The following is a 17182-nucleotide window of genomic DNA, read 5'->3' on the forward strand; positions in this document are numbered from 1 at the left end:
CGCACCCCCCAGAAAGGGACGCAACCGACGCTGGTGTTGGGGCCGTTCGGCTCCTGGCTATTCGCGAACATCGAGTTGTTCAGCTGGCAACAGACCGACACGCCCAGTTCCCCGGTAACGCCTTTTTCTTGCTCTTCGCCGTGCTGGCTCTCGGCCGCCTGGGTGACCCCGCCAGACGCGCACCTCCCCCGGTGCGGTGCCCTACTCCTCGACTACGGGGATCGGTTCCTTCGGGAGCTTCCGCACCTTGGTGCGCCGACGACGGCGTTCGGGCACCATCGAGCGCATCTCGTCGAGCTTGCCGAAGCAGAGCAACCGGTCGCTGGCCTCAAGCACGAGGTCCCCCTTGGGGTTGGGCACGACCGCGGTCCCACGGTGCAGCGTCAGCACGGTGATGTCCCGCTCGCCCAATCCGGAGTCGGCCAACCGTTTTCCGACGAAATCGGCGTTGCTGTAGACGATGATCTCTGCGACGCCGTACCCCGTCGAGACGCTGAGCCGCTGGCGCACGTCGATCTCGGGGAAGCCGACCTGGTCGGCGATGTAGTCGATGATCGCACCGGCCACATCCAGGTTCGTTGCCCGCTCGATACCCTCGAGACCTGGCGACGAGTTGACCTCCATGATCAGGGGCCCATCGTTGCCCTCGAGCATGTCGACACCCGCCACGCGCAGGCCCATTATCTGGGCGGCTCGCACGGCAGCACGGGTGTACTCAGGGCTCAGCTCGACCGCCTCAACCGTACCGCCGCGGTGCACGTTCGAGCGGAACTCATCGCCGCTGGCCACCCGGCGCATCGCCGCCACCACGCGGTCCCCCACAACAAGGGCACGGATGTCGCGGCCGCGGCTCTCCGAGATAAAGCTCTGAATCAGTACGTTCTGCTTCGTCGAGTGCAGTGTCTCGATGATCGCCTCTGCGACCTTCACCTCAGGTGCGAGGATCACGCCAATGCCCTGGGTGCCCTCCAGCAGCTTGATGACTACGGGGGCACCGCCTACTCGTTCGATGGCCAGGCGAACATCCGCTCTGCTGTGTACGAATGCCGTCGCCGGCATGGCGATGTCGTGCCGGGACAGAATCTGGCTGGCCCGCAGCTTGTCGCGCGCGTTAGTGATGCCGTTCGCGGTGTTGGGTGTGTAGACATCCATCTGCTCGAACTGGCGAACGACGGCGGTGCCGAAGTAGGTGATCGAGTTGCCGATGCGGGGCAGGATGGCGTCGTAGTCCGACAACAGTCGACCGCGGTACTGCAGGTCAGGCTCTGCGCCAGACAGGTCGATCGCGAAACGCAGCGTGTTCAGCACCTTCACCTGGTGCCCGCGCTGCAATCCTGCCGCTTTGAGCCTCTGGGTCGAATACGACTGTGGGGCACGCGAGAGGATAGCCAATTTCATCGGTGGAACCTGCCAAGATAAGTGAGTGAGCGAACCGATCTATTCAACCACTATTGCGGGCTGGCGCGAGTGGATCGGCCTACCCGGTATCGGCGTGCCGTGGATCAAAGCGAAGTTCGACACTGGCGCACGCAGCTCGGCCCTGCACGCCTTCGACGTCGAGGAATTCACCCGCCCAGCCGATGTCGACAACGCAGGCGAAGCGGATGGCGCATCCGTCGACTGGGTGCGTTTTCGGGTGCGGCCCTGGCAGCGGTCAGAGAACGACGACGTCGTTGTCGAATGCCCGGTGCACGATCGACGCGTGGTGCGCAGTTCTTCTGGACACACCGAGGAGCGCATCGTCGTACTGCTCGACATCGAACTCTTCAATCGGACGATCACGGCCGAGACGACGCTGAGCAACCGCGACCAAATGGGCTTCCGGATGCTCATCGGCCGCGAGGCGCTGAGCCAGGGATTTTTGGTGGATGCCAGTAAGTCATTTCTCGGTGGGCGAGCGCCGAAAGAGGTCCGCCGCCACAATCGCGGGCGTTCCTGACCGTTGGGGCCCTTCCCCCTGTTCAGTTTTTCGCCCCCGAGACCAGGAACGGATGCGACCTGCTTCCATCAGCTTGACGTGACCGGTGAAGCCACCGCGGCTGAAGCACCACCCGTAGCTGACGCCGTAGTACGCCATGCACCATTTCACACCCCTGTTCTGATCGCCTCCTCCCCCAACTGCACCACCTCACGGATGCCGCTAGGGTCAGGTGTGCTCATCTTGGATATGGATATCGCCCAGTCAATGCTGTGGTTCTGGACGGCCTACGTTGTCGTCACCGCCGTCGGAATCGGCCACACGGTCTTCAACTGGAAGGTCCTCGGAATGAACGACGAGGGCGTCACAATCACGTCGGTGTACGACATCTCGTCGTACCGTCTTACGCTGCCGTGGCATCCGTTGTACAACATCCTGTTGTTCCCTCCGGCTGCGATTGCGTACTTCGCGATCGTGCGACCGGATGACGTCTGGGCTCACGCATGGACGTTGGCCATTGGCTGGGCGGTGCTCGCCATTGTCGTCGACGTGATCGGCTGGGTACTCATCCGGCACCCCTGGAGCATGACCTGGCATGGCATGTATGTGGCGTACCAGCCGTGGCTGACCCTCATTTATGCGGCGATCTTCGCCGCTCCCCTGCTGGCTGCGGTGCTTGTGTAGCAAGCCCCCGTTGGCGGATGCCGCCGCCTTGCGTCTGACTCCTGACGGTTGGGTGGCACCATCAGAAATTTAGTGACCGCCTCGGCGAGCGCGTAGCCTGCGTACGTGACCGACTTCCCGCAGCTCCCCGACAGCGCACTCGCGATGGACGCGTTGGAATTCGCATCGACGCTGGAACACCCTGCAATCTTGGCGCATAGCGTCCGGGTCTTCCTTCTCGGCCGGCTGATCGCTGACCGACGAGGGTTTCGCCAGGGGGCGGACTTCGACGCGGAGCTGTTCTTCGTTGCAAGCGTCTTCCACGACATCGGGACCACCGAGCGTTTCAATGGGCCGCAGCGGTTCGAGGTCGAAGGCGCCGATGCGGCTAGCGCCTTCTTGACCTCGCACGGGTTTTCCGGGTCTGACGTCGACGCGGTCTGGGAGGCGATCGCTCTGCACACATCGCCGGGAATCGCCGAACGGCGCGGACCACTAACCACACTCGTCCGCGCGGGCGTCCTGACGGACTTCACGACGCGGACGGAAGTACCCGACGATGCGGTTGCCGCCATAGAAGACGCCTACCCCCGCACTGCGATCGAAGAGGTTCTCGGCTCAGCAGTCGTGACTCAGTGCATCGCAAACCCAGCCAAGGCACCTGCCTCTTCATGGCCGGGAGATCTCTACCGCGCCCACTTGGCTGACCCGGCCCACCGTGGTGTCAATCCAGCCTTCTGACTCGGCGCCCGCGTTCCCGGCACCCCGGCTATCAGAGCGGGCACGATGCCCGACGAGCTATTTGCCTGACGCCGCTACGGCGTCGTTGGCGCCTGCCCGATTCCGAGCCAGCCGCCGGACGCGGCACCCGGTGCGCCCGTAGTACCGGCGCCGCCAGTCCCCTGCGACTTCATCGCCTTCAGTTGGCGCTCGATGTCGGATCGTGACGCCAACTCGGACAGCTGACGCTCGATGTCGGCATCCGGTGCCGCTGTCAGGTCCTGAAGGACGCCGCTCGACAGCAGCTCGTCAGTGGCCTGCGCGCGGGCCTGCATCTGGGCGACGCGATCACGGGCCCGATCGAGGCTGGCGCCGACCAACTTCGATATAGTTCGGGCAGATAAAGGCTGCTTTCCAGCATGTTGCCTGCACCTCATCGGAAATAGGGAGAATGTTGGCAATCAAACCAATCCATCGTGAACTGCGAACACTCGGTGAGCTAGTAGCTTCAGCTGTTTTGGACTGGCCGGTGTGGGCGCATCGCAAGGTCGAATCCTTGTCACTTATGGAGGGCGAGCGCGCTCGCCGACGTGTCTCAATCGACTGTTCACCTCTGCCAATCCCGTGGCCACGAAGCATGTCCAGGGTTCGCAGAGGGCAGCGTCGCGCCCGCCAAATCGTGCTCCCACTGACTCTGATGGCGAAGGGTGTGATGCGTGACCTCGACGTCACCGACCATCAGGGCTCCCCCCTACCGATCCTCGGCAGACGAGAAAACGCCTTGCTGGCGACTGCAGCGATGTATGTCTTGATCGACGCAGAGAGTGAAATTAGTAATCCAGAACGTCTCTGGGCCGACCTGCTCTACATCGCAGAGCAACCGGGCGACCTAGCTCTACCTGCTGCTCGACTCGTCACTACTCGAATGGCACTCAGCGAAATGGTAACGGCGGTGATCCTCGACCTCTCCGAGAGCTTTCTCCTCTGCGCCCTTGTTCCACGAGAGTTCGCTGGCACCCGCCGCGTGGTCAAGTATTCCTACCATTGGGAACAAGGTCATCGCGGAGGATTTTGGGGACGAATTCGCACAGTTTTGGCGGGGCTGGGATTTTGCTCAACGATGATTGCAATTGAAGTCAGCGGCGCCGACAACGTCGATAGTTATCATCTCGAGATTCCAGCGCCCGACGGCCTAACGGTCTCGGCTGTGAAACTCTCTGAGAAGTCGCTCAATAACAACAAGAACAAATCGAGACCGTCAGTTGTTGGCCATGCCCAAGCAAATTATCCGACCGGCAACATAAGCGGTGACGCAGCGAAAGCATATTTGCGACTCTCGTCCAGAGGGCTCCAACCGACGGTGAGTCTGTACTACCTCTTAGCGGTTGCTTTGCTCCTAACGCTCCTTCTGATGCCCGACACCATTGACGCCGCATCGAATCACTCAGATGCGGCGACGGCGCTCTTGGTGCTAGCCCCTGCGTTGTTATTCGGATTCGCCGCTCGCGGAGCCGAGAATGCCATCGTCTCGCAGCTCTTACTGCCGCTACGGACATTGTCAGCGATCCTCTCGCTCCTTTTTGTCGGTCTCGCAGGAGTGCTAATTGTCGCCGAAGGAGCTGACCTCGTTCGCTCATATGTTGCATTCGCATGCCTAGGAACTGCCGTCCTGACAGCAGTTCTTTTTGCCGGCTGGATCACAACTCTTATTGCAGTCAGGAGGCGATAATGCTGACCCTGATGCGTGGCATTTGCCAATTTGTCATTGCGACAGTGCATAATCAAGCTATGGAAAAGTCAACGAGCAAGCGCGGCGCGTTCTTGGTCGTAAAGTCTGCAGAAGGCAAGCGATCTACTTTGGTGCGCTCATTGCCCGCTCGAAAAGTTGAAGCCCAGCGCAATGCACTTGCTAGGGCTGGAATTAGAAGAATCCAGCCTGCGCTTCCTCGCTGAACCGCATTCGTAAGTTGCAACCGACCGTGAAACAGCAGATTCGGCGGCTCTTGCCTTTCGACCGCACCCTATCCCTGCCGTCCTCACACGTTGACGCATCGGCTACGGCGTCGTCGGCGCCTGCCCGATTCCGAGCCAGCCGCCGGACGCGGCACCCGGTGCGCCCGTAGTACTGGCGCCGCCAGTCCCCTGCGATTTCATTGCCTTCAGCTGGCGCTCGATGTCGGCTCGTGACGCCAACTCGGACAGCTGACGCTCGATGTCGGCATCCGGCGCCGCTGTCAGGTCTTGGAGGGCGCCGCTCGACAGCAGCTCGTCGGTGGCCTGCGCGCGGGCCTGCATCTGGGCAACGCGATCACGCGCCCGATCGAGGCTGGCACCCACATCGTTCATGTTCGCGCCGACCCCAGCAACAGCCTCGTTCGCCCGAACCTGAGCCTCGGAGGCGCTGTAGGTGGCCTTCATCGTCTCTTTCTCGACGCGGAACGCGGCAATCTGCTCGGCCAGCCGACGCTCCCGCTCCTGCAGCTGGGACATCTGCTTCTGCAGAGAACCGTGCTGCGCCTGCAGCGCCCCCACCTGGCCTTCGAGCGCGGCGCGGCGTTGAAGGGCCGTGCGGGCGAGATCCTCGCGCCCCTGCTCCATCGCTTCGATAGCCTGAGCGCCCAGGCGCCCGTAGCGCGCACCCATCTCCTCCCCCTGCAGCTCGATGCGCTTCTTCGCCGTTGCAACTTCGGCGACGGCCTGGCGCACCTGGTGGAGCAGCTTCACCTGTTGCTCGTAACTGTCATCGAGGGCGTCGCGCGGGTCCTCCATGCGGTTCAGCGCCTTGGAGGTCTTGGTGCGAAAGATGGTGCGCACCCGTGCGGTGTTGTCACTCATGACTGGACTCCTCTGGTCTGGAAGCGATCAGTTGATCGGTACTGGGTAGTGGTGTCGGGGCGGACGTCGCCGCCATTCAGGTGCGCCAACTCGATCAGTCCCTCGTGCAGGGCAGCCGTCTCCAAGTCGACCTCGGCATGCAGGGAAGAGAGCGCGGCGCCGTTGGGGTCGCCGAGTCCGTCGGCAACGGATGCCCGCAGCTTGCGAATCATGTCGGAGATCTGGTCGACCGCCAGGCCCGCTGCGGCCAGTTCATCGGTCAGTGCGGCGGCATCCGTCTCGCTCTCCATCAGGCGCAACTGTGCCCGCAGGGCGGTCCCCTCTGCCTCGATGCGCCGGAACAACCGGGGAAGGTCGCCGCGACGGCCGTTGCTGCGAACGGCGAGGTCGATCGCCGCCCGTCCGCTGTCGAGGGCCTCATTGAGCTGCATCTGCAGCGCGAAGACCTTGCGTCGTGGACCCCAGCTCCACTGCGCGCGACTCTTTAGAACCGCCCCGTTTATCGTGCGGCTTCGGCGGATGCGGCGATACAGCATCCGCACAATCAGGAAGAAGGTGAGCGCCGAGACGGCAATGATGACCGCGAAAGAAATCAGCACTCCGAACAGGATGTCCATGATTTCCTCCCGCACCGCGTCGCAAGCTTCGAGTCCATGAGTTGCACCTCCGTGTTGTCTCGCGCGCGACCCCAGTGTCGCAATCGCGATATATCTCAACTTACGCGTTCGGGAGCGCGAGCGAAAGGAGTCTCGACAGATCCTCAGTGATGAAGTAAGGGAGCAATGCTTGAGGCCGGCGGAGTTCTGTCGGACGGGCAAGCGCGCACTATTCGACGGCCGTGCTCACCGGCGTGCCATGCGACTCTGAGACGTCGCCGGCGGAGCGTTCATCAGCTGGACACTCAACACAATCACCGCGTTAGCTACTTGGTCACAGCTACGCAATATTTTCGATCTTGAGTTGCGCCGCCTTCCGCAGGTCGCAACTGCTACTACTCGCTCAGACAATCCAAAGCTGTACCCCAAGGAGAAGCAATGACCGCCGAGATCACCATGGCCGGCGCAGCACCGGAGTCGTCTCCGAAAACTCCTCATAGGTCGAGCGAGCGGCGCCCCGGTCACCTCTTATGGTGGGGAATCGGACTCGTCGCCACCGCGAGCGCCGTCGGAGCGATCTTGGCCTTGAGCTCAGGCATGCCGTTCTTTCAGCCCTTGGATGACGTGTGGCGTCGAGCGGTGGGTGAAAGCCCCGATAGCGGGCTGCATGAGACGATCGTGCCGCTGTTTCTTGAGCAGCTCGGGGCGCTTTGGGGCGGCCTGATCTTCCTAGTCATGCTCCCGATTGGTGGTGTCATAGCTCTGGTCAGCGGTGACACGACACTGTTTATGACAATCGCCAGCGGTCTTCCAGCGCACTGGGGAGCGCTGCTGATTGTCGCCATCATGTTTGCAGTCCCCCTGTTCATCGGCCGCTGGCGATCGACACTCTTCCTGCTTAGCTCGATTGTGATGGCCGGCGTGCTTCCACAGATCCTGAAGAATGTCGCAGACCGTCCCCGTCCAACCGAGGATCTAGCAGCCGGACTCTTCGGCCCGCTCGGTCAGATCGACCATGGCTCGTTTCCTTCTGGCCATGCGGCGATGGCCGGCGCAATAGCCGTCATGATCGTCGCGCTTGTTTCCTCCGCTCACCGCCTCGCTGGCAGGATCGGGACCATCATTGCGGTCATGCTCGTCCTTGGAATGATGTGGCAGCGAACACTGGTGAACGCTCACTGGCTATCCGACACCTTCTTTGGATCGCTTCTCGGCATCGGTGGCGGGCTTTTCGTGTGGTGGCTGTTCTGGCCTTTGCTTCAGCGCGACAAGATCCGGCCGATAGGGTTTCTCCGCTCACCGACGTTGGGACTTCAGCAGCCCCGTTGACGTTCTTGTAGATCGTGTTCCACGTCGTGAACCGACAAGTCGCCTCCTCCTCGAGTGTGAACCGCGTCTAGCTGCAACAAGTCATGAGGTTAGTGAACCTCGGCTGAGCAACGAGTAGGGCCAGCGACAACCCCTTCGGCAAAGCCAAGGTTAAGCAGTAGCCGGCTGCGTGGTGGAATACGCGCATTGTTTACGTTATCCCCGGCTCCTGCGAAAAATGTCAGCTCCCGTCACGACGGATGCAATTGCTCCAATGACCGTGAATGCGAATTTCAGCCGCCCAAAGTAACCGCCGAGCTAGCCGCGAGCCCTGCGACTCCCGTGGAGAACACAATGCACCGCGCTGGCGGGTTGGGGTGCTCGGTCGCGACGGCCAGGGCTGATCACCGCTCCATGACTTCACCACAGACGCCCGCTCGAGAACCTAGCGGAATAATCTTCCAGTTCTCAATGGCCAGCGGAACGTTTGTTCCATTTGGCACGCGGGACACCGCGTGGTAACCATCGATTCGTAGCTTGGCAAGCATGAAGAGCACGATCGAGCAGGCCGCGACCACCGGGGCCGTCGGCCGTGCCGCCGTCTCCATCGACGTTCTCGAAGTGCTTCGAGCGGCGCTGCCGAACCTCTCGGCCCGTAGCCGCCAGAGTGCGCAGTTCGTTCTTGAGTACCCCGATCGCGTCGTCGGGATGTCCGCCGCCCGCCTGGCCGCCGAGACCGGCACTTCGGTCGGCACTGTGGTGCGTCTCTGCCACCAGATCGGGCTGCCAGGCATCCAGGCGCTCAAGCTGCGCCTCGCCGCCCAACTCGGTCACGGCCGCGTTGCCGACCTATTGACGGACGACCGTGTGGGAACGGTGATCCTCGCGCACATCCTCGAGGACATCCGTCGCACCGCTCTCGCCGTCGACCATGCTGCGATCGAACGCGTCGCCGCTTCGCTGCGCGACGCAGATCGCGTATTGATCGTCTCCAGCGGAACGTCGCAGCCGCTGGCGATCGATTTCGGCAACTGGCTGAGTTCGGCAGGCCGCGCCGTCTCCTACCCGACCGATGGTCGGACGCAGGAGGCCGTCGCCCAGCAGCTCAGGGCGGGCGACTTCTGCTTCGCGATCAGCCACTCAGGGAGCACTGCCGCCACGATGCGTCCGGTGCAGATCGCCGCAGATCGGGGCGCGTTGACCGCCGCCCTGACGAGCTACTCCGGTGCGCCGCTCGCGCGCCTCGTGGACACGGTCGTCACCGCCGGCGCCGCGGGTGACGGCATCCGCGGCGAGGACATGGCCAGCCGCATGGTCCACCACGCAGTGCTGCAGGTGATCACTTCTCTTGTTTCCCCTTCGTCCACCATCCACCAGGTTCCACTTCAACCAAGGAGCAACTGATGTACAAACGAATTCTGCCAACCGCTGCCGCCCTCCTGCTCGCCACGGTGGCGCTCACCGGCTGCGGCGCAAGCGCCGCAGGTAACGACACGGCTGCGGCCGCGGGCGCGATGCCCGACAAGATCGTCATCTCCGCGATCCCGACCGAGGATCAGACGGCCCTCGATATTGAGAGCTCGGTGACGTTCAAGGTGCTTGAGCGCGAGTTGGGAATCCCGATCGAGTTCCACGAGGCCACCAGCTATGCCGCGACCATCGAGGCGCAGCGTGCAGACAAAGTCCAGATCGCGACGTACGGCGCTTTCTCGTACGTCCTCGCCGCGGACAGCGGAGTGGATCTCGACATCATCGGAACGCTGATCTCTGCCCCGGAGGCTGAACTCGGCTACTACTCGGTCGCCAGCGTGGCCGCCGGCTCCGGCATCAAATCGCTCGAGGATGTCGCCGGCAAGACCGTCTGCTTCGTCGATCCTGCATCCACCTCCGGTTATCTGTTCCCCTCCGCCGGCCTGCTCGACGTCGGCATCGACCCCGAGACCGACATCACCCCCGTGTTCGCCGGCGGCCACGACGCTTCGGTGCTCGCCCTGGCCGATGGGCAGTGCGAGGTGGCGTTCAGCACGGAGGGAATGGCCACCAAGCAACTGATTGAGTCCGGGCAGATCGCTCAGGGGCAGCTCACTCAGATCTGGAAGTCAGAGCTGATCACCCCTACGCCTGTCACGGTCAGCAAGAGTCTGCCCGCCGCCCTGCGTGAGCAGATCAAGACGATCTACCTCGAGCAGCTCAACGTCGACGCGTTGAAGGCCAGCGGCGACTGCGACGAGACCGCGGAAGACGGCTTCTGCGGCATCGGGGGCTGGGGCTATGTCGCCATCGACGATGCGGCCTACGACGGCGTACGCAAGGTGTGCGAGGTCACGAAGTCCGACGCCTGCGAGATTACCAACCTGTAAGCAGCGAACGATCACCCAGCCGAGCAGCACCAGAGGAGAACAGACATGACGCATACGCCTGGCGAGACCGCCATTCGGCTCCGCAACGTGACGAAGCAGTTCAATGAGGACGTCCGCGGCCTCGATGATGTCTCTTTCGAAGTGCCCAAGGGGCAGCGACTGGTGCTGCTCGGCAAATCCGGTTCGGGCAAGTCGACGATGCTGCGAAGCATGAACCGGCTTCAGCAGCCGACTACCGGGATCGTCGAGATCTACGGGCGCGACATCAACGCCGCCAGTCGGCGCGACCTGCGTCGCACCCGCAGGGAGATCGGCTTCATCTTTCAGAACTTCCATCTCGTCGGCAGCATCTCCGCCCTCGAGAACGTCTGCACCGGGTTCCTCGGTGGGCTCGTCGGACCCCGTTCCGGGCTCTGGATGTATCCGAAGTCGGATCGGCGCACGGCCCTCGAACTCCTGGATCGCGTTGGCCTCGCCGATCGCGCATTCCAGCGCACCGACACTCTCTCTGGCGGGCAGCAGCAGCGCGTCGCGATCGCCCGCGCGCTGGCGCAGCGCCCCTTGATCCTCCTTGCTGACGAACCCGTGGCATCTCTGGACCCCGATTCGAGTGCGGCGGTTCTCGACCTGCTCACCCGCATCAGCGACGAGGATCAGCTGACGGTGGTCTGCAGCCTGCACCAGGTCGAATACGCGCTCGCATTCGGCGAGCGGATCATCGGCCTGAAAGATGGTCGGGTCGTGTTCGACAAGAACACTGACGGGTTGAGCCGCGAAGAGGCGATGACGATCTATCGCGAGCCGATGAGCGCCACAGGTCTTCCCACCACGGCGCAGATCACGCAAGTGGCACAGCCCAATGCGGCAGCAGCGATCTGACCATGAGCACACTCCTTGAGCGCACCCCGGTCGGTTCGACCGGTGCGCAGCCTTCAATGCCCACGAAGCCGCCGATGTCGTGGAGCAAGCGCGGCCTCATCGTCGTGATGCTCGGCGTGCTCGGCCTGGGAATCTGGTCGACCGTCGAGCTGCGCATCAACATCGCCACCTTCATCGACGGCTGGGACAACGCCGTCGACTTCCTCAGCCGCACAGTGCCGCTGAAATTCCCCGAGCCGATGCGGATCGTGGAGATGATCGGGCAGACGGTTGCGATCGTCGTGCTCGCCACCGTTCTCGGGCTCGTGCTCAGCCTGCCGATCGCCTTCCTCGCGGCGAAGAACACCACCGTCAACCCGACGGTGCGCGCCGTCGCCCGGTCGCTGATCGTGCTCGAGCGCGCCGTGCCCGACTTCATCATCGCCATCTTCTTCGTGCGAGTGTTCGGCCTCGGAGCTCTCCCCGGCGTCCTTGCCCTCGGCATCGGGTCGATCGGTTTCATGGCGAAGCTCTTCGCGGATGCCATCGAAGAGGTCGACCCCGGACCCCGCGAGGCGCTGCGCGCCGCCGGCGCCGGGATCTTCCAGCAGATCGTTGGCGGGGTATTGCCGGGGCTTCGCCCCACGCTCGTCGCCACGACGCTGCACGCCTTCGACATCAACCTGCGCGGCTCGGTGATCCTCGGCTTCGTCGGCGTCGCCGGCATCGGGATGTACATCTCAGCGGCCCTCGACACGATGAACTACCGGCTCGGCCTCGGGCTGACACTGATCCTTCTGATCCTGTGTCTGCTCGCCGAACTCGTCTCCGGCCTCGTGCGCAAGGCCCAACTCGGACACCAGTCATCGTCGTCGCCGAAGTCGCGGCGCTGGCTCGCCGTATTCCTGCCGCATCTGCCGGAGAAGGGCTGGGCGAAAGGCAGGTCAACGCCGGCCGAGCGCCGCGCGGCTACTGCGGGGCGCATCTCGCCGCCCTGGAATCGCCAGCGCATCAATCGCACCCTGTGGACGGTCCTCGCCGTGCTGCTCGTCCTCGGCTCGGCGATGGCATCCGGCATCACGCTCGATCAGCTCACCGGCGGCCTCGCCAAGGCGCTCGCAACCATGGGGCTGTACTTCCCGCCGTCCGACGGTGGCATTCCCCTCAAGCTCCTGAACTCCATGGTCGAAACCGTGCAGATGGGGCTAGCCGGCACCGTCATCGGCCTCATCGTCGCGATCCCATTCGGTCTGCTCTCCGCACGCACGATCGCGCCGAACGACACGGTGGCCGCGATATTCCGTGGCATCGTCGTCACCATCCGCGCCATTCCCGGCATCATCGTCGGCATCTTCTTCGTGGTGATCACCGGTCTCGGTGCCACCGCCGGCGCCCTCGCGCTCGCAGTGGGAGCTATCGGGTTCTTCAGCAAGGTGATCGCCGATTCGCTTGAGGAGGTCGACGTACGTGTGGCGCACGCCATCCGCTCTTCTGGTGCCAGCAGCTCTCAGACCTTCTTCGCCGCCACACTGCGCCAGGTCGCACCGGCGTTGTCGGCCCACACGCTGCACCAGCTGGACTCCAACCTGCGAGCCGCAACCACCCTCGGTGTGATCGGTGCCGGCGGCATCGGCTTCTACATGATGAACGCCTCCCGCGTACTCGACTACGGCGTCGTCACCACCTGCCTCCTTCTTGTCGTGATCACCGTGCTGCTCTCCGAAGCACTCGCGGTGTGGGCGCGGCGCGAAATCCACTAACCCTGCTCCACACTCCTCGCGGAGAAGAAAGGTCGAAATGACAGACACACTCACGAGGTCGGAGATTGTCTCCGAGCTCAACATGGCGAATGCCGCCGAGGTGATCGCACTCTCTCACCTCTGTCTCGAAGACGATTCCGACGTCGTGGTCACCCGCCCCCCGGTCGTCGGCACCGTCGTCACGCAGGTGCGTGAGCCGATCGCCGAGGAGCGCTTCATCCTCGGTGACGTGATGGTCACGCAGTCCGAGGTGCGCCGTCGCGGCGTCGATGGCTGGACGATGCGGATGGGTTCTGACCGGCTCGCCGCGCTCGCCGCCGCGATCTGCGCGACCGAGTTCCACGCAGACGGCCCGCGCCGAGAAGAAGTCGTCGCGCTGTGCGAGAGCACCAGGGCTCGCCGCGTCGCCGCCCGCGCCGTCGAGTGGGAGCGACTTTCCCCATCCATCGTCGAGTTCGAGGAGATCCCGTGACCACCATCGACACCACTCTCGCCCCGGTTGTTGCAGACGAATGGCAGCAGCTGCGAGAGCTCACCCCCACTGCTTCACAGCAGGTGTTCCGCGGCATCATGAACGCCTTCGCCCGTCCAGGGACGGTGCATCGGCTTCCAACCGGTGAGCTGCCGGCCGGCGTCTCGGCCGCGATTCTGCCAATGCTCGCCCTCGCCGACATCATGACCCCGGTGAGCGCGCTGCGCGCGACCGAGGCAGGTTCGGGCACGCAGTCCGAACGCGGCTCTGTGCCCGACGAGGCGACGGATGCTGTGGCCGCGATCGCTCGCATCGTCGGTGCGCCGGTGACCGCGGCATCCACCGCGCGTTATGCGCTTGCACTCACCGAATCCACCGAGATGAACTTGCTGTCCCCCGGCACGCACTGGTCACCGGAAACCGCGGCCACGCTCGTGCAGCGCGTTGCCGCAATCCACACAGACGCAATCCACACAGACGCGATCCGCACCGACGATGTCACCTCTGGCTGGCGCCTCACCGGCCCCGGCATTCCCCCGCACTCCCCCGTCGAGATCGCCGTTGCCGGGCTCAGCACGCAGTTTGTCGCCGTGCGCGCCGCGCTCATCTCTGACTACCCGGCTGGCATCGACAGCATCCTCGTCACCGACGACGGAACGCTCATCGCCCTGCCGCGCACAACTCGAATCGAGGAGATCTGATGTACGCAGGAACGAACAAGGGTGGCACTGAGGCGATCATCGCCGCCGAGCGTCTCGTGCTCGAGCGTCGCGCGCAGCTCGACTCCGGACTGACCGCAGAGTCCGTCATCGCGAGCTTCCCGATGGCGATTGACCGCATCATGGGCGAAGGTGGGCTCTGGGACCCTGCCACCGCGGCCGCAGCCTTCCTGCAGGCCAGTGGCGACATCTCCGAGGCCGTGCATCTGATTCGCGCACACCGCTCGACGCTCCCGCGCCTCGCGCACAGCGACCCGCTGCGGCCGCGCGAGATGAAGCTCCTCCGCCGCGTCGTCTCGACGCAGCGCCAGCCAGACGGCCCGATATTGCTCGGGGAGACGGTCGACTACACCGCCCGCATCCTGCACGACGGCCCCGAACTGCCGCTGCCGATCGTCGAACCGCTCGACGACACGCCGCTGGAGCATCCGGCTGATGAACCGTTCCGGCGCTTCCGCGACTACCTCTTCGACATGGGTGTGCTGGTGGACCGCACGCTCGAATCCGACGAGGAGCCGTTCGACATCCAGATGGTCGCCGCCCGTCTGCCCGCGAAGCGGTCCGCAGTACTGTCAGCCTCCGCGCAGGCTGACAGCGGTGCGCTGATCAACATCTGGTACCAGTCGGTGCTCGGCCCTGACGACTACGCCGCTGAGCACGTGACGCTCGGCGAGGTGCGTCACGGCCGGCTGCCGTTGCGGGTCGCCGATCCGCACACCGGCGAGCTGGTGCAGATCGGCGAGCTGCGGGTCTCCGAGTGCGAGGCGGTCTCGCATCTCGGTTCGATTCGCGGTGAGGACCCGACCACCTACGACATCGGTTACGCGATGGCATTCGGGCACAACGAGCGCAAGGTCATCGCCGCCGCGAGCCTCGACGTCTCCATCGTGCGCTACTCGGGCATGGAGGCCGGCCGGCGCCTCGAGCAGGTCATGCTCTTCACCACCGATGGCCTTGCCGCGAGCGGATTCCTCGAACACCTGAAGCTGCCGCACTACGTCACCTTCCAGTCGATGCTGGATGCCTCGATCGCTGCTCGCGACGAACAGGGCGCTGCCCTCGAACGACTCCTCGCCTCGAACGGCGACGACCACGCATCCGATTGCGACTGCGAGAACCACCAGGAAGGAAACAGCTGATGACCATGCTGACCGAATCACGGGCAGGCGACGTGGAGGACTCGGGTGTCGCGGCATCCGCTGCCATGCTGACCGCGCTGCTGCCACCTGACCCGCATGCAGGACGCCCCATCGTGATGGACGAGCAGGCCAAGCGCGAGTCGCGCCGTGCTGTCATCGCGGGCATCTGTGTGCCCGGGTACATCGTTCCATTCGGCTCACGCGAGATGCCGGTCGCCCGCGGCTGGGGCTCTGGTGGACTGCAGGTCACGCTCGCCATCGGCGGCAGTGACGACAATGTCAAGGTCATCGACCAGGGCGATGAGGAAGGCGTCAACGCGGTGAACCTGCGCCGCCTGATCGTCGGCACGCTCGGCAGCGGGTCGACCGCGGACACCGACGAATCCACCATCGTGCAGTCCAGGCACCGCGTCCCAGAGGAACACATGGGCGCGCACCAGACGCTGGTGCTGCAGGTGCCCCAGTCAGAGCCGCTGCGCGCCGTTGAGAAGTCCGTCTTCGAATGCAAGCGTCGTCACGCTGAAGCGGACTACGCCAAGATGTGGGTCGCGCTCTACGAGCAGCTTGCGCTGACCGGTGTGATGGGTGCCGGGGCTGGTCACCCGGTGCTCGTGCATCACCGGCACCTGATGTCGCCGAGCCCGATCCCGCGCTGGGATATTCCGCGACTGCACCAGAGCGATCATCTGACACTCCTCAGCCACGGCCGTGACAAGAAGATCTACGCTGTGCCGCCGTACACCGACGTCGAGCCGCTGAGCTTCGACGATGTCCCGTTCGAAGTGGAGCACACCGAAGGAGTGCGCTGCGCGAAATGCGGCACGGAGGAATCGTTCATGGTCGAGACGAAGACCAACGAGTTCATCTGCTCCGACGTGCAGTTCTGCCTCAAGGTGCGTGCGGGGGTCGCCGATCTCGACGCCCACGAGCGCATCATCCCCCGTCAGTACTACCCAGATCCCGCGCTGCGCGTGCGTGCCAGGGCGAGCGTCGAGGTCGGCATGCCGAGCGCTCCCGCGAAGGGCCAGTCGGCCCCTGGGGAGGAATGGTCACTGAAGGTGGAGCGCCTCGGGAAGGTCTTCGCCGGCAGCCGCGCGTCCAGCGAGGTCATCGCTGCGGCTGACGTCTCCTTCGACGTCGCCCCCGGCGAGGCGCTCGGCGTGATCGGCGAATCCGGTTCAGGCAAGTCGACGGTGATGAAGTGCATCATCGGCGACGAGGCGGACGCCACCGGATCGGTGCGTATCGGAGCAGTGGGCGATGGGAAGATCAACCTCCTCGACCTCGACAGCTCTGCGCGCCGCCGACTGCGCACCAACACACTCAGCGTCGTCTACCAAGACCCCGCCATGGGGCTCGACCTGAACATCTCGGCGGGCGGCAACATCGCCGACGCCCTGATCGCGGCCGGGTGGCGCTCGTACCACGCGATCCGGGCCAGGGCCGCCGAGCTGCTCACCCGGGTCGACGTTCCGCTGGAGCGCATGGATGACGTGGTCGGCCAGTTCTCCGGCGGCATGCGCCAGCGTGTGCAGATCGCCAAAGCGCTGGCCACCGACCCGCAGGTGCTGCTGCTCGACGAGCCGACCACGGGACTGGACGCCTCGGTCGCCGCCGGAGTCCTCGATCTGCTGCGCGAACTGCTGAACGAGCGCGAGCTCGCCGTGGTCGTCGTCAGCCACGACTTCTCGGTGATCAAGGCGCTCACCGACCGTGCCGTCGTGATGCGTCAGGGGCACGTGATCGAGCAGGGCCTCACCGACCAGCTCCTCGCCGACCCGCACCACCCATACACCCAGCAGCTCGTCGCTGCCGCGCAGAGTTGAGAGGAATC

17 protein-coding genes are annotated in these 17182 nt (G+C 64.2%); 13 read left to right on the forward strand and 4 right to left on the reverse strand.

The annotated features are described in order from the left end of the window. Positions 1-201: 201 nt before the first annotated feature. Complete coding sequence (locus tag AC25Z0_RS16910) at positions 202-1398, reverse strand: RimK family alpha-L-glutamate ligase (RefSeq protein ID WP_488133936.1); 1197 nt, start codon at positions 1396-1398, stop codon at positions 202-204. A gap of 25 nt (positions 1399-1423) precedes the next feature. Between AC25Z0_RS16910 and AC25Z0_RS16915 the strand changes: the two genes are divergently transcribed. From AC25Z0_RS16915 to AC25Z0_RS16925, 3 genes are all read left to right on the forward strand, one after another. Next, positions 1424-1939: an ATP-dependent zinc protease family protein gene (locus tag AC25Z0_RS16915; RefSeq protein ID WP_488121333.1), complete on the forward strand. Its 516-nt coding sequence runs from the start codon at positions 1424-1426 to the stop codon at positions 1937-1939. A 213-nt stretch (positions 1940-2152) separates the two neighbouring features. Continuing rightward, positions 2153-2602 (forward strand): hypothetical protein, encoded by a 450-nt coding sequence (locus tag AC25Z0_RS16920; RefSeq protein WP_488133937.1) that lies wholly within the window; start codon positions 2153-2155, stop codon positions 2600-2602. Between the two features lie 105 nt (positions 2603-2707). Next, a complete protein-coding gene (locus AC25Z0_RS16925; RefSeq protein WP_488133938.1) occupies positions 2708-3322 on the forward strand; it encodes an HD domain-containing protein in 615 nt (204 codons plus the stop codon). A 74-nt stretch (positions 3323-3396) separates the two neighbouring features. Here the strand turns inward: AC25Z0_RS16925 and AC25Z0_RS16930 are convergent, their stop codons facing one another. Beyond that, positions 3397-3681 (reverse strand): PspA/IM30 family protein, encoded by a 285-nt coding sequence (locus AC25Z0_RS16930; RefSeq protein ID WP_488133939.1) that lies wholly within the window; start codon positions 3679-3681, stop codon positions 3397-3399. Between the two features lie 317 nt (positions 3682-3998). On the opposite strand from AC25Z0_RS16930, the gene AC25Z0_RS16935 reads away from it, so the two are divergent. Next, positions 3999-5030 (forward strand): hypothetical protein, encoded by a 1032-nt coding sequence (locus AC25Z0_RS16935; RefSeq protein WP_488133940.1) that lies wholly within the window; start codon positions 3999-4001, stop codon positions 5028-5030. Between the two features lie 326 nt (positions 5031-5356). Here the strand turns inward: AC25Z0_RS16935 and AC25Z0_RS16940 are convergent, their stop codons facing one another. Both AC25Z0_RS16940 and AC25Z0_RS16945 read right to left on the reverse strand, forming a co-directional pair. After that, positions 5357-6136 (reverse strand): PspA/IM30 family protein, encoded by a 780-nt coding sequence (locus tag AC25Z0_RS16940; RefSeq protein ID WP_488133941.1) that lies wholly within the window; start codon positions 6134-6136, stop codon positions 5357-5359. Beyond that, entirely contained in the window at positions 6133-6753 is a 621-nt protein-coding gene (locus tag AC25Z0_RS16945; RefSeq protein WP_488133942.1) for a hypothetical protein, read from the reverse strand. Before AC25Z0_RS16945 ends, AC25Z0_RS16940 begins: the two co-directional genes overlap by 4 nt. Positions 6754-7170: 417 nt before the next feature. Between AC25Z0_RS16945 and AC25Z0_RS16950 the strand changes: the two genes are divergently transcribed. The 9 genes from AC25Z0_RS16950 to AC25Z0_RS16990 all read left to right on the forward strand — a co-directional run bounded on the left by AC25Z0_RS16950 (position 7171) and on the right by AC25Z0_RS16990 (position 17174). Next, positions 7171-8061 carry a phosphatase PAP2 family protein gene (locus AC25Z0_RS16950; protein WP_488121324.1) on the forward strand — a complete coding sequence of 297 codons (891 nt, stop codon included), beginning with the start codon at positions 7171-7173 and terminating at the stop codon, positions 8059-8061. 525 nt (positions 8062-8586) lie between these two features. Then, positions 8587-9444, forward strand: coding sequence for a MurR/RpiR family transcriptional regulator (locus AC25Z0_RS16955; RefSeq protein WP_488121323.1), 858 nt, complete (start codon positions 8587-8589; stop codon positions 9442-9444). Next, a complete protein-coding gene (locus AC25Z0_RS16960; RefSeq protein WP_488133943.1) occupies positions 9444-10400 on the forward strand; it encodes a phosphate/phosphite/phosphonate ABC transporter substrate-binding protein in 957 nt (318 codons plus the stop codon). The genes AC25Z0_RS16955 and AC25Z0_RS16960 overlap by 1 nt, the downstream gene beginning before the upstream one ends. 45 nt (positions 10401-10445) lie before the next feature. After that, entirely contained in the window at positions 10446-11279 is an 834-nt protein-coding gene (phnC, locus tag AC25Z0_RS16965) for a phosphonate ABC transporter ATP-binding protein (protein ID WP_488133944.1), read from the forward strand. A gap of 2 nt (positions 11280-11281) precedes the next feature. Beyond that, complete coding sequence (gene phnE, locus AC25Z0_RS16970; RefSeq protein ID WP_488133945.1) at positions 11282-13018, forward strand: phosphonate ABC transporter, permease protein PhnE; 1737 nt, start codon at positions 11282-11284, stop codon at positions 13016-13018. Positions 13019-13055: 37 nt separating this feature from the next. Next, positions 13056-13490 carry a phosphonate C-P lyase system protein PhnG gene (locus AC25Z0_RS16975; RefSeq protein ID WP_488133946.1) on the forward strand — a complete coding sequence of 145 codons (435 nt, stop codon included), beginning with the start codon at positions 13056-13058 and terminating at the stop codon, positions 13488-13490. Then, positions 13487-14191 carry a phosphonate C-P lyase system protein PhnH gene (phnH, locus tag AC25Z0_RS16980; protein ID WP_488133947.1) on the forward strand — a complete coding sequence of 235 codons (705 nt, stop codon included), beginning with the start codon at positions 13487-13489 and terminating at the stop codon, positions 14189-14191. Before AC25Z0_RS16975 ends, phnH begins: the two co-directional genes overlap by 4 nt. Further along, entirely contained in the window at positions 14191-15348 is a 1158-nt protein-coding gene (locus AC25Z0_RS16985; RefSeq protein WP_488133948.1) for a carbon-phosphorus lyase complex subunit PhnI, read from the forward strand. Before phnH ends, AC25Z0_RS16985 begins: the two co-directional genes overlap by 1 nt. After that, a complete protein-coding gene (locus AC25Z0_RS16990) occupies positions 15348-17174 on the forward strand; it encodes an alpha-D-ribose 1-methylphosphonate 5-phosphate C-P-lyase PhnJ (RefSeq protein WP_488121316.1) in 1827 nt (608 codons plus the stop codon). Before AC25Z0_RS16985 ends, AC25Z0_RS16990 begins: the two co-directional genes overlap by 1 nt. Positions 17175-17182: the final 8 nt, after the last annotated feature.

The sequence above is a fragment of the Leifsonia sp. Y862 genome (genome assembly GCF_057669585.1).

What these genes read in the sequence shown, in the direction of transcription:
- AC25Z0_RS16950 (WP_488121324.1), top strand. Translation starts at nt 7,171, where the DNA reads ATGACCGCCGAGATCACCATGGCCGGCGCAGCACCGGAGTCGTCTCCG.
- AC25Z0_RS16945 (WP_488133942.1), bottom strand. Translation starts at nt 6,753, where the DNA reads ATGGACATCCTGTTCGGAGTGCTGATTTCTTTCGCGGTCATCATTGCC.
- AC25Z0_RS16975 (WP_488133946.1), top strand. Translation starts at nt 13,056, where the DNA reads ATGACAGACACACTCACGAGGTCGGAGATTGTCTCCGAGCTCAACATG.
- phnC (WP_488133944.1), top strand. Translation starts at nt 10,446, where the DNA reads ATGACGCATACGCCTGGCGAGACCGCCATTCGGCTCCGCAACGTGACG.
- phnE (WP_488133945.1), top strand. Translation starts at nt 11,282, where the DNA reads ATGAGCACACTCCTTGAGCGCACCCCGGTCGGTTCGACCGGTGCGCAG.
- AC25Z0_RS16940 (WP_488133941.1), bottom strand. Translation starts at nt 6,136, where the DNA reads ATGAGTGACAACACCGCACGGGTGCGCACCATCTTTCGCACCAAGACC.
- AC25Z0_RS16910 (WP_488133936.1), bottom strand. Translation starts at nt 1,398, where the DNA reads ATGAAATTGGCTATCCTCTCGCGTGCCCCACAGTCGTATTCGACCCAG.
- AC25Z0_RS16990 (WP_488121316.1), top strand. Translation starts at nt 15,348, where the DNA reads ATGACCATGCTGACCGAATCACGGGCAGGCGACGTGGAGGACTCGGGT.
- AC25Z0_RS16955 (WP_488121323.1), top strand. Translation starts at nt 8,587, where the DNA reads ATGAAGAGCACGATCGAGCAGGCCGCGACCACCGGGGCCGTCGGCCGT.
- AC25Z0_RS16960 (WP_488133943.1), top strand. Translation starts at nt 9,444, where the DNA reads ATGTACAAACGAATTCTGCCAACCGCTGCCGCCCTCCTGCTCGCCACG.
- AC25Z0_RS16935 (WP_488133940.1), top strand. Translation starts at nt 3,999, where the DNA reads ATGGCGAAGGGTGTGATGCGTGACCTCGACGTCACCGACCATCAGGGC.
- AC25Z0_RS16985 (WP_488133948.1), top strand. Translation starts at nt 14,191, where the DNA reads ATGTACGCAGGAACGAACAAGGGTGGCACTGAGGCGATCATCGCCGCC.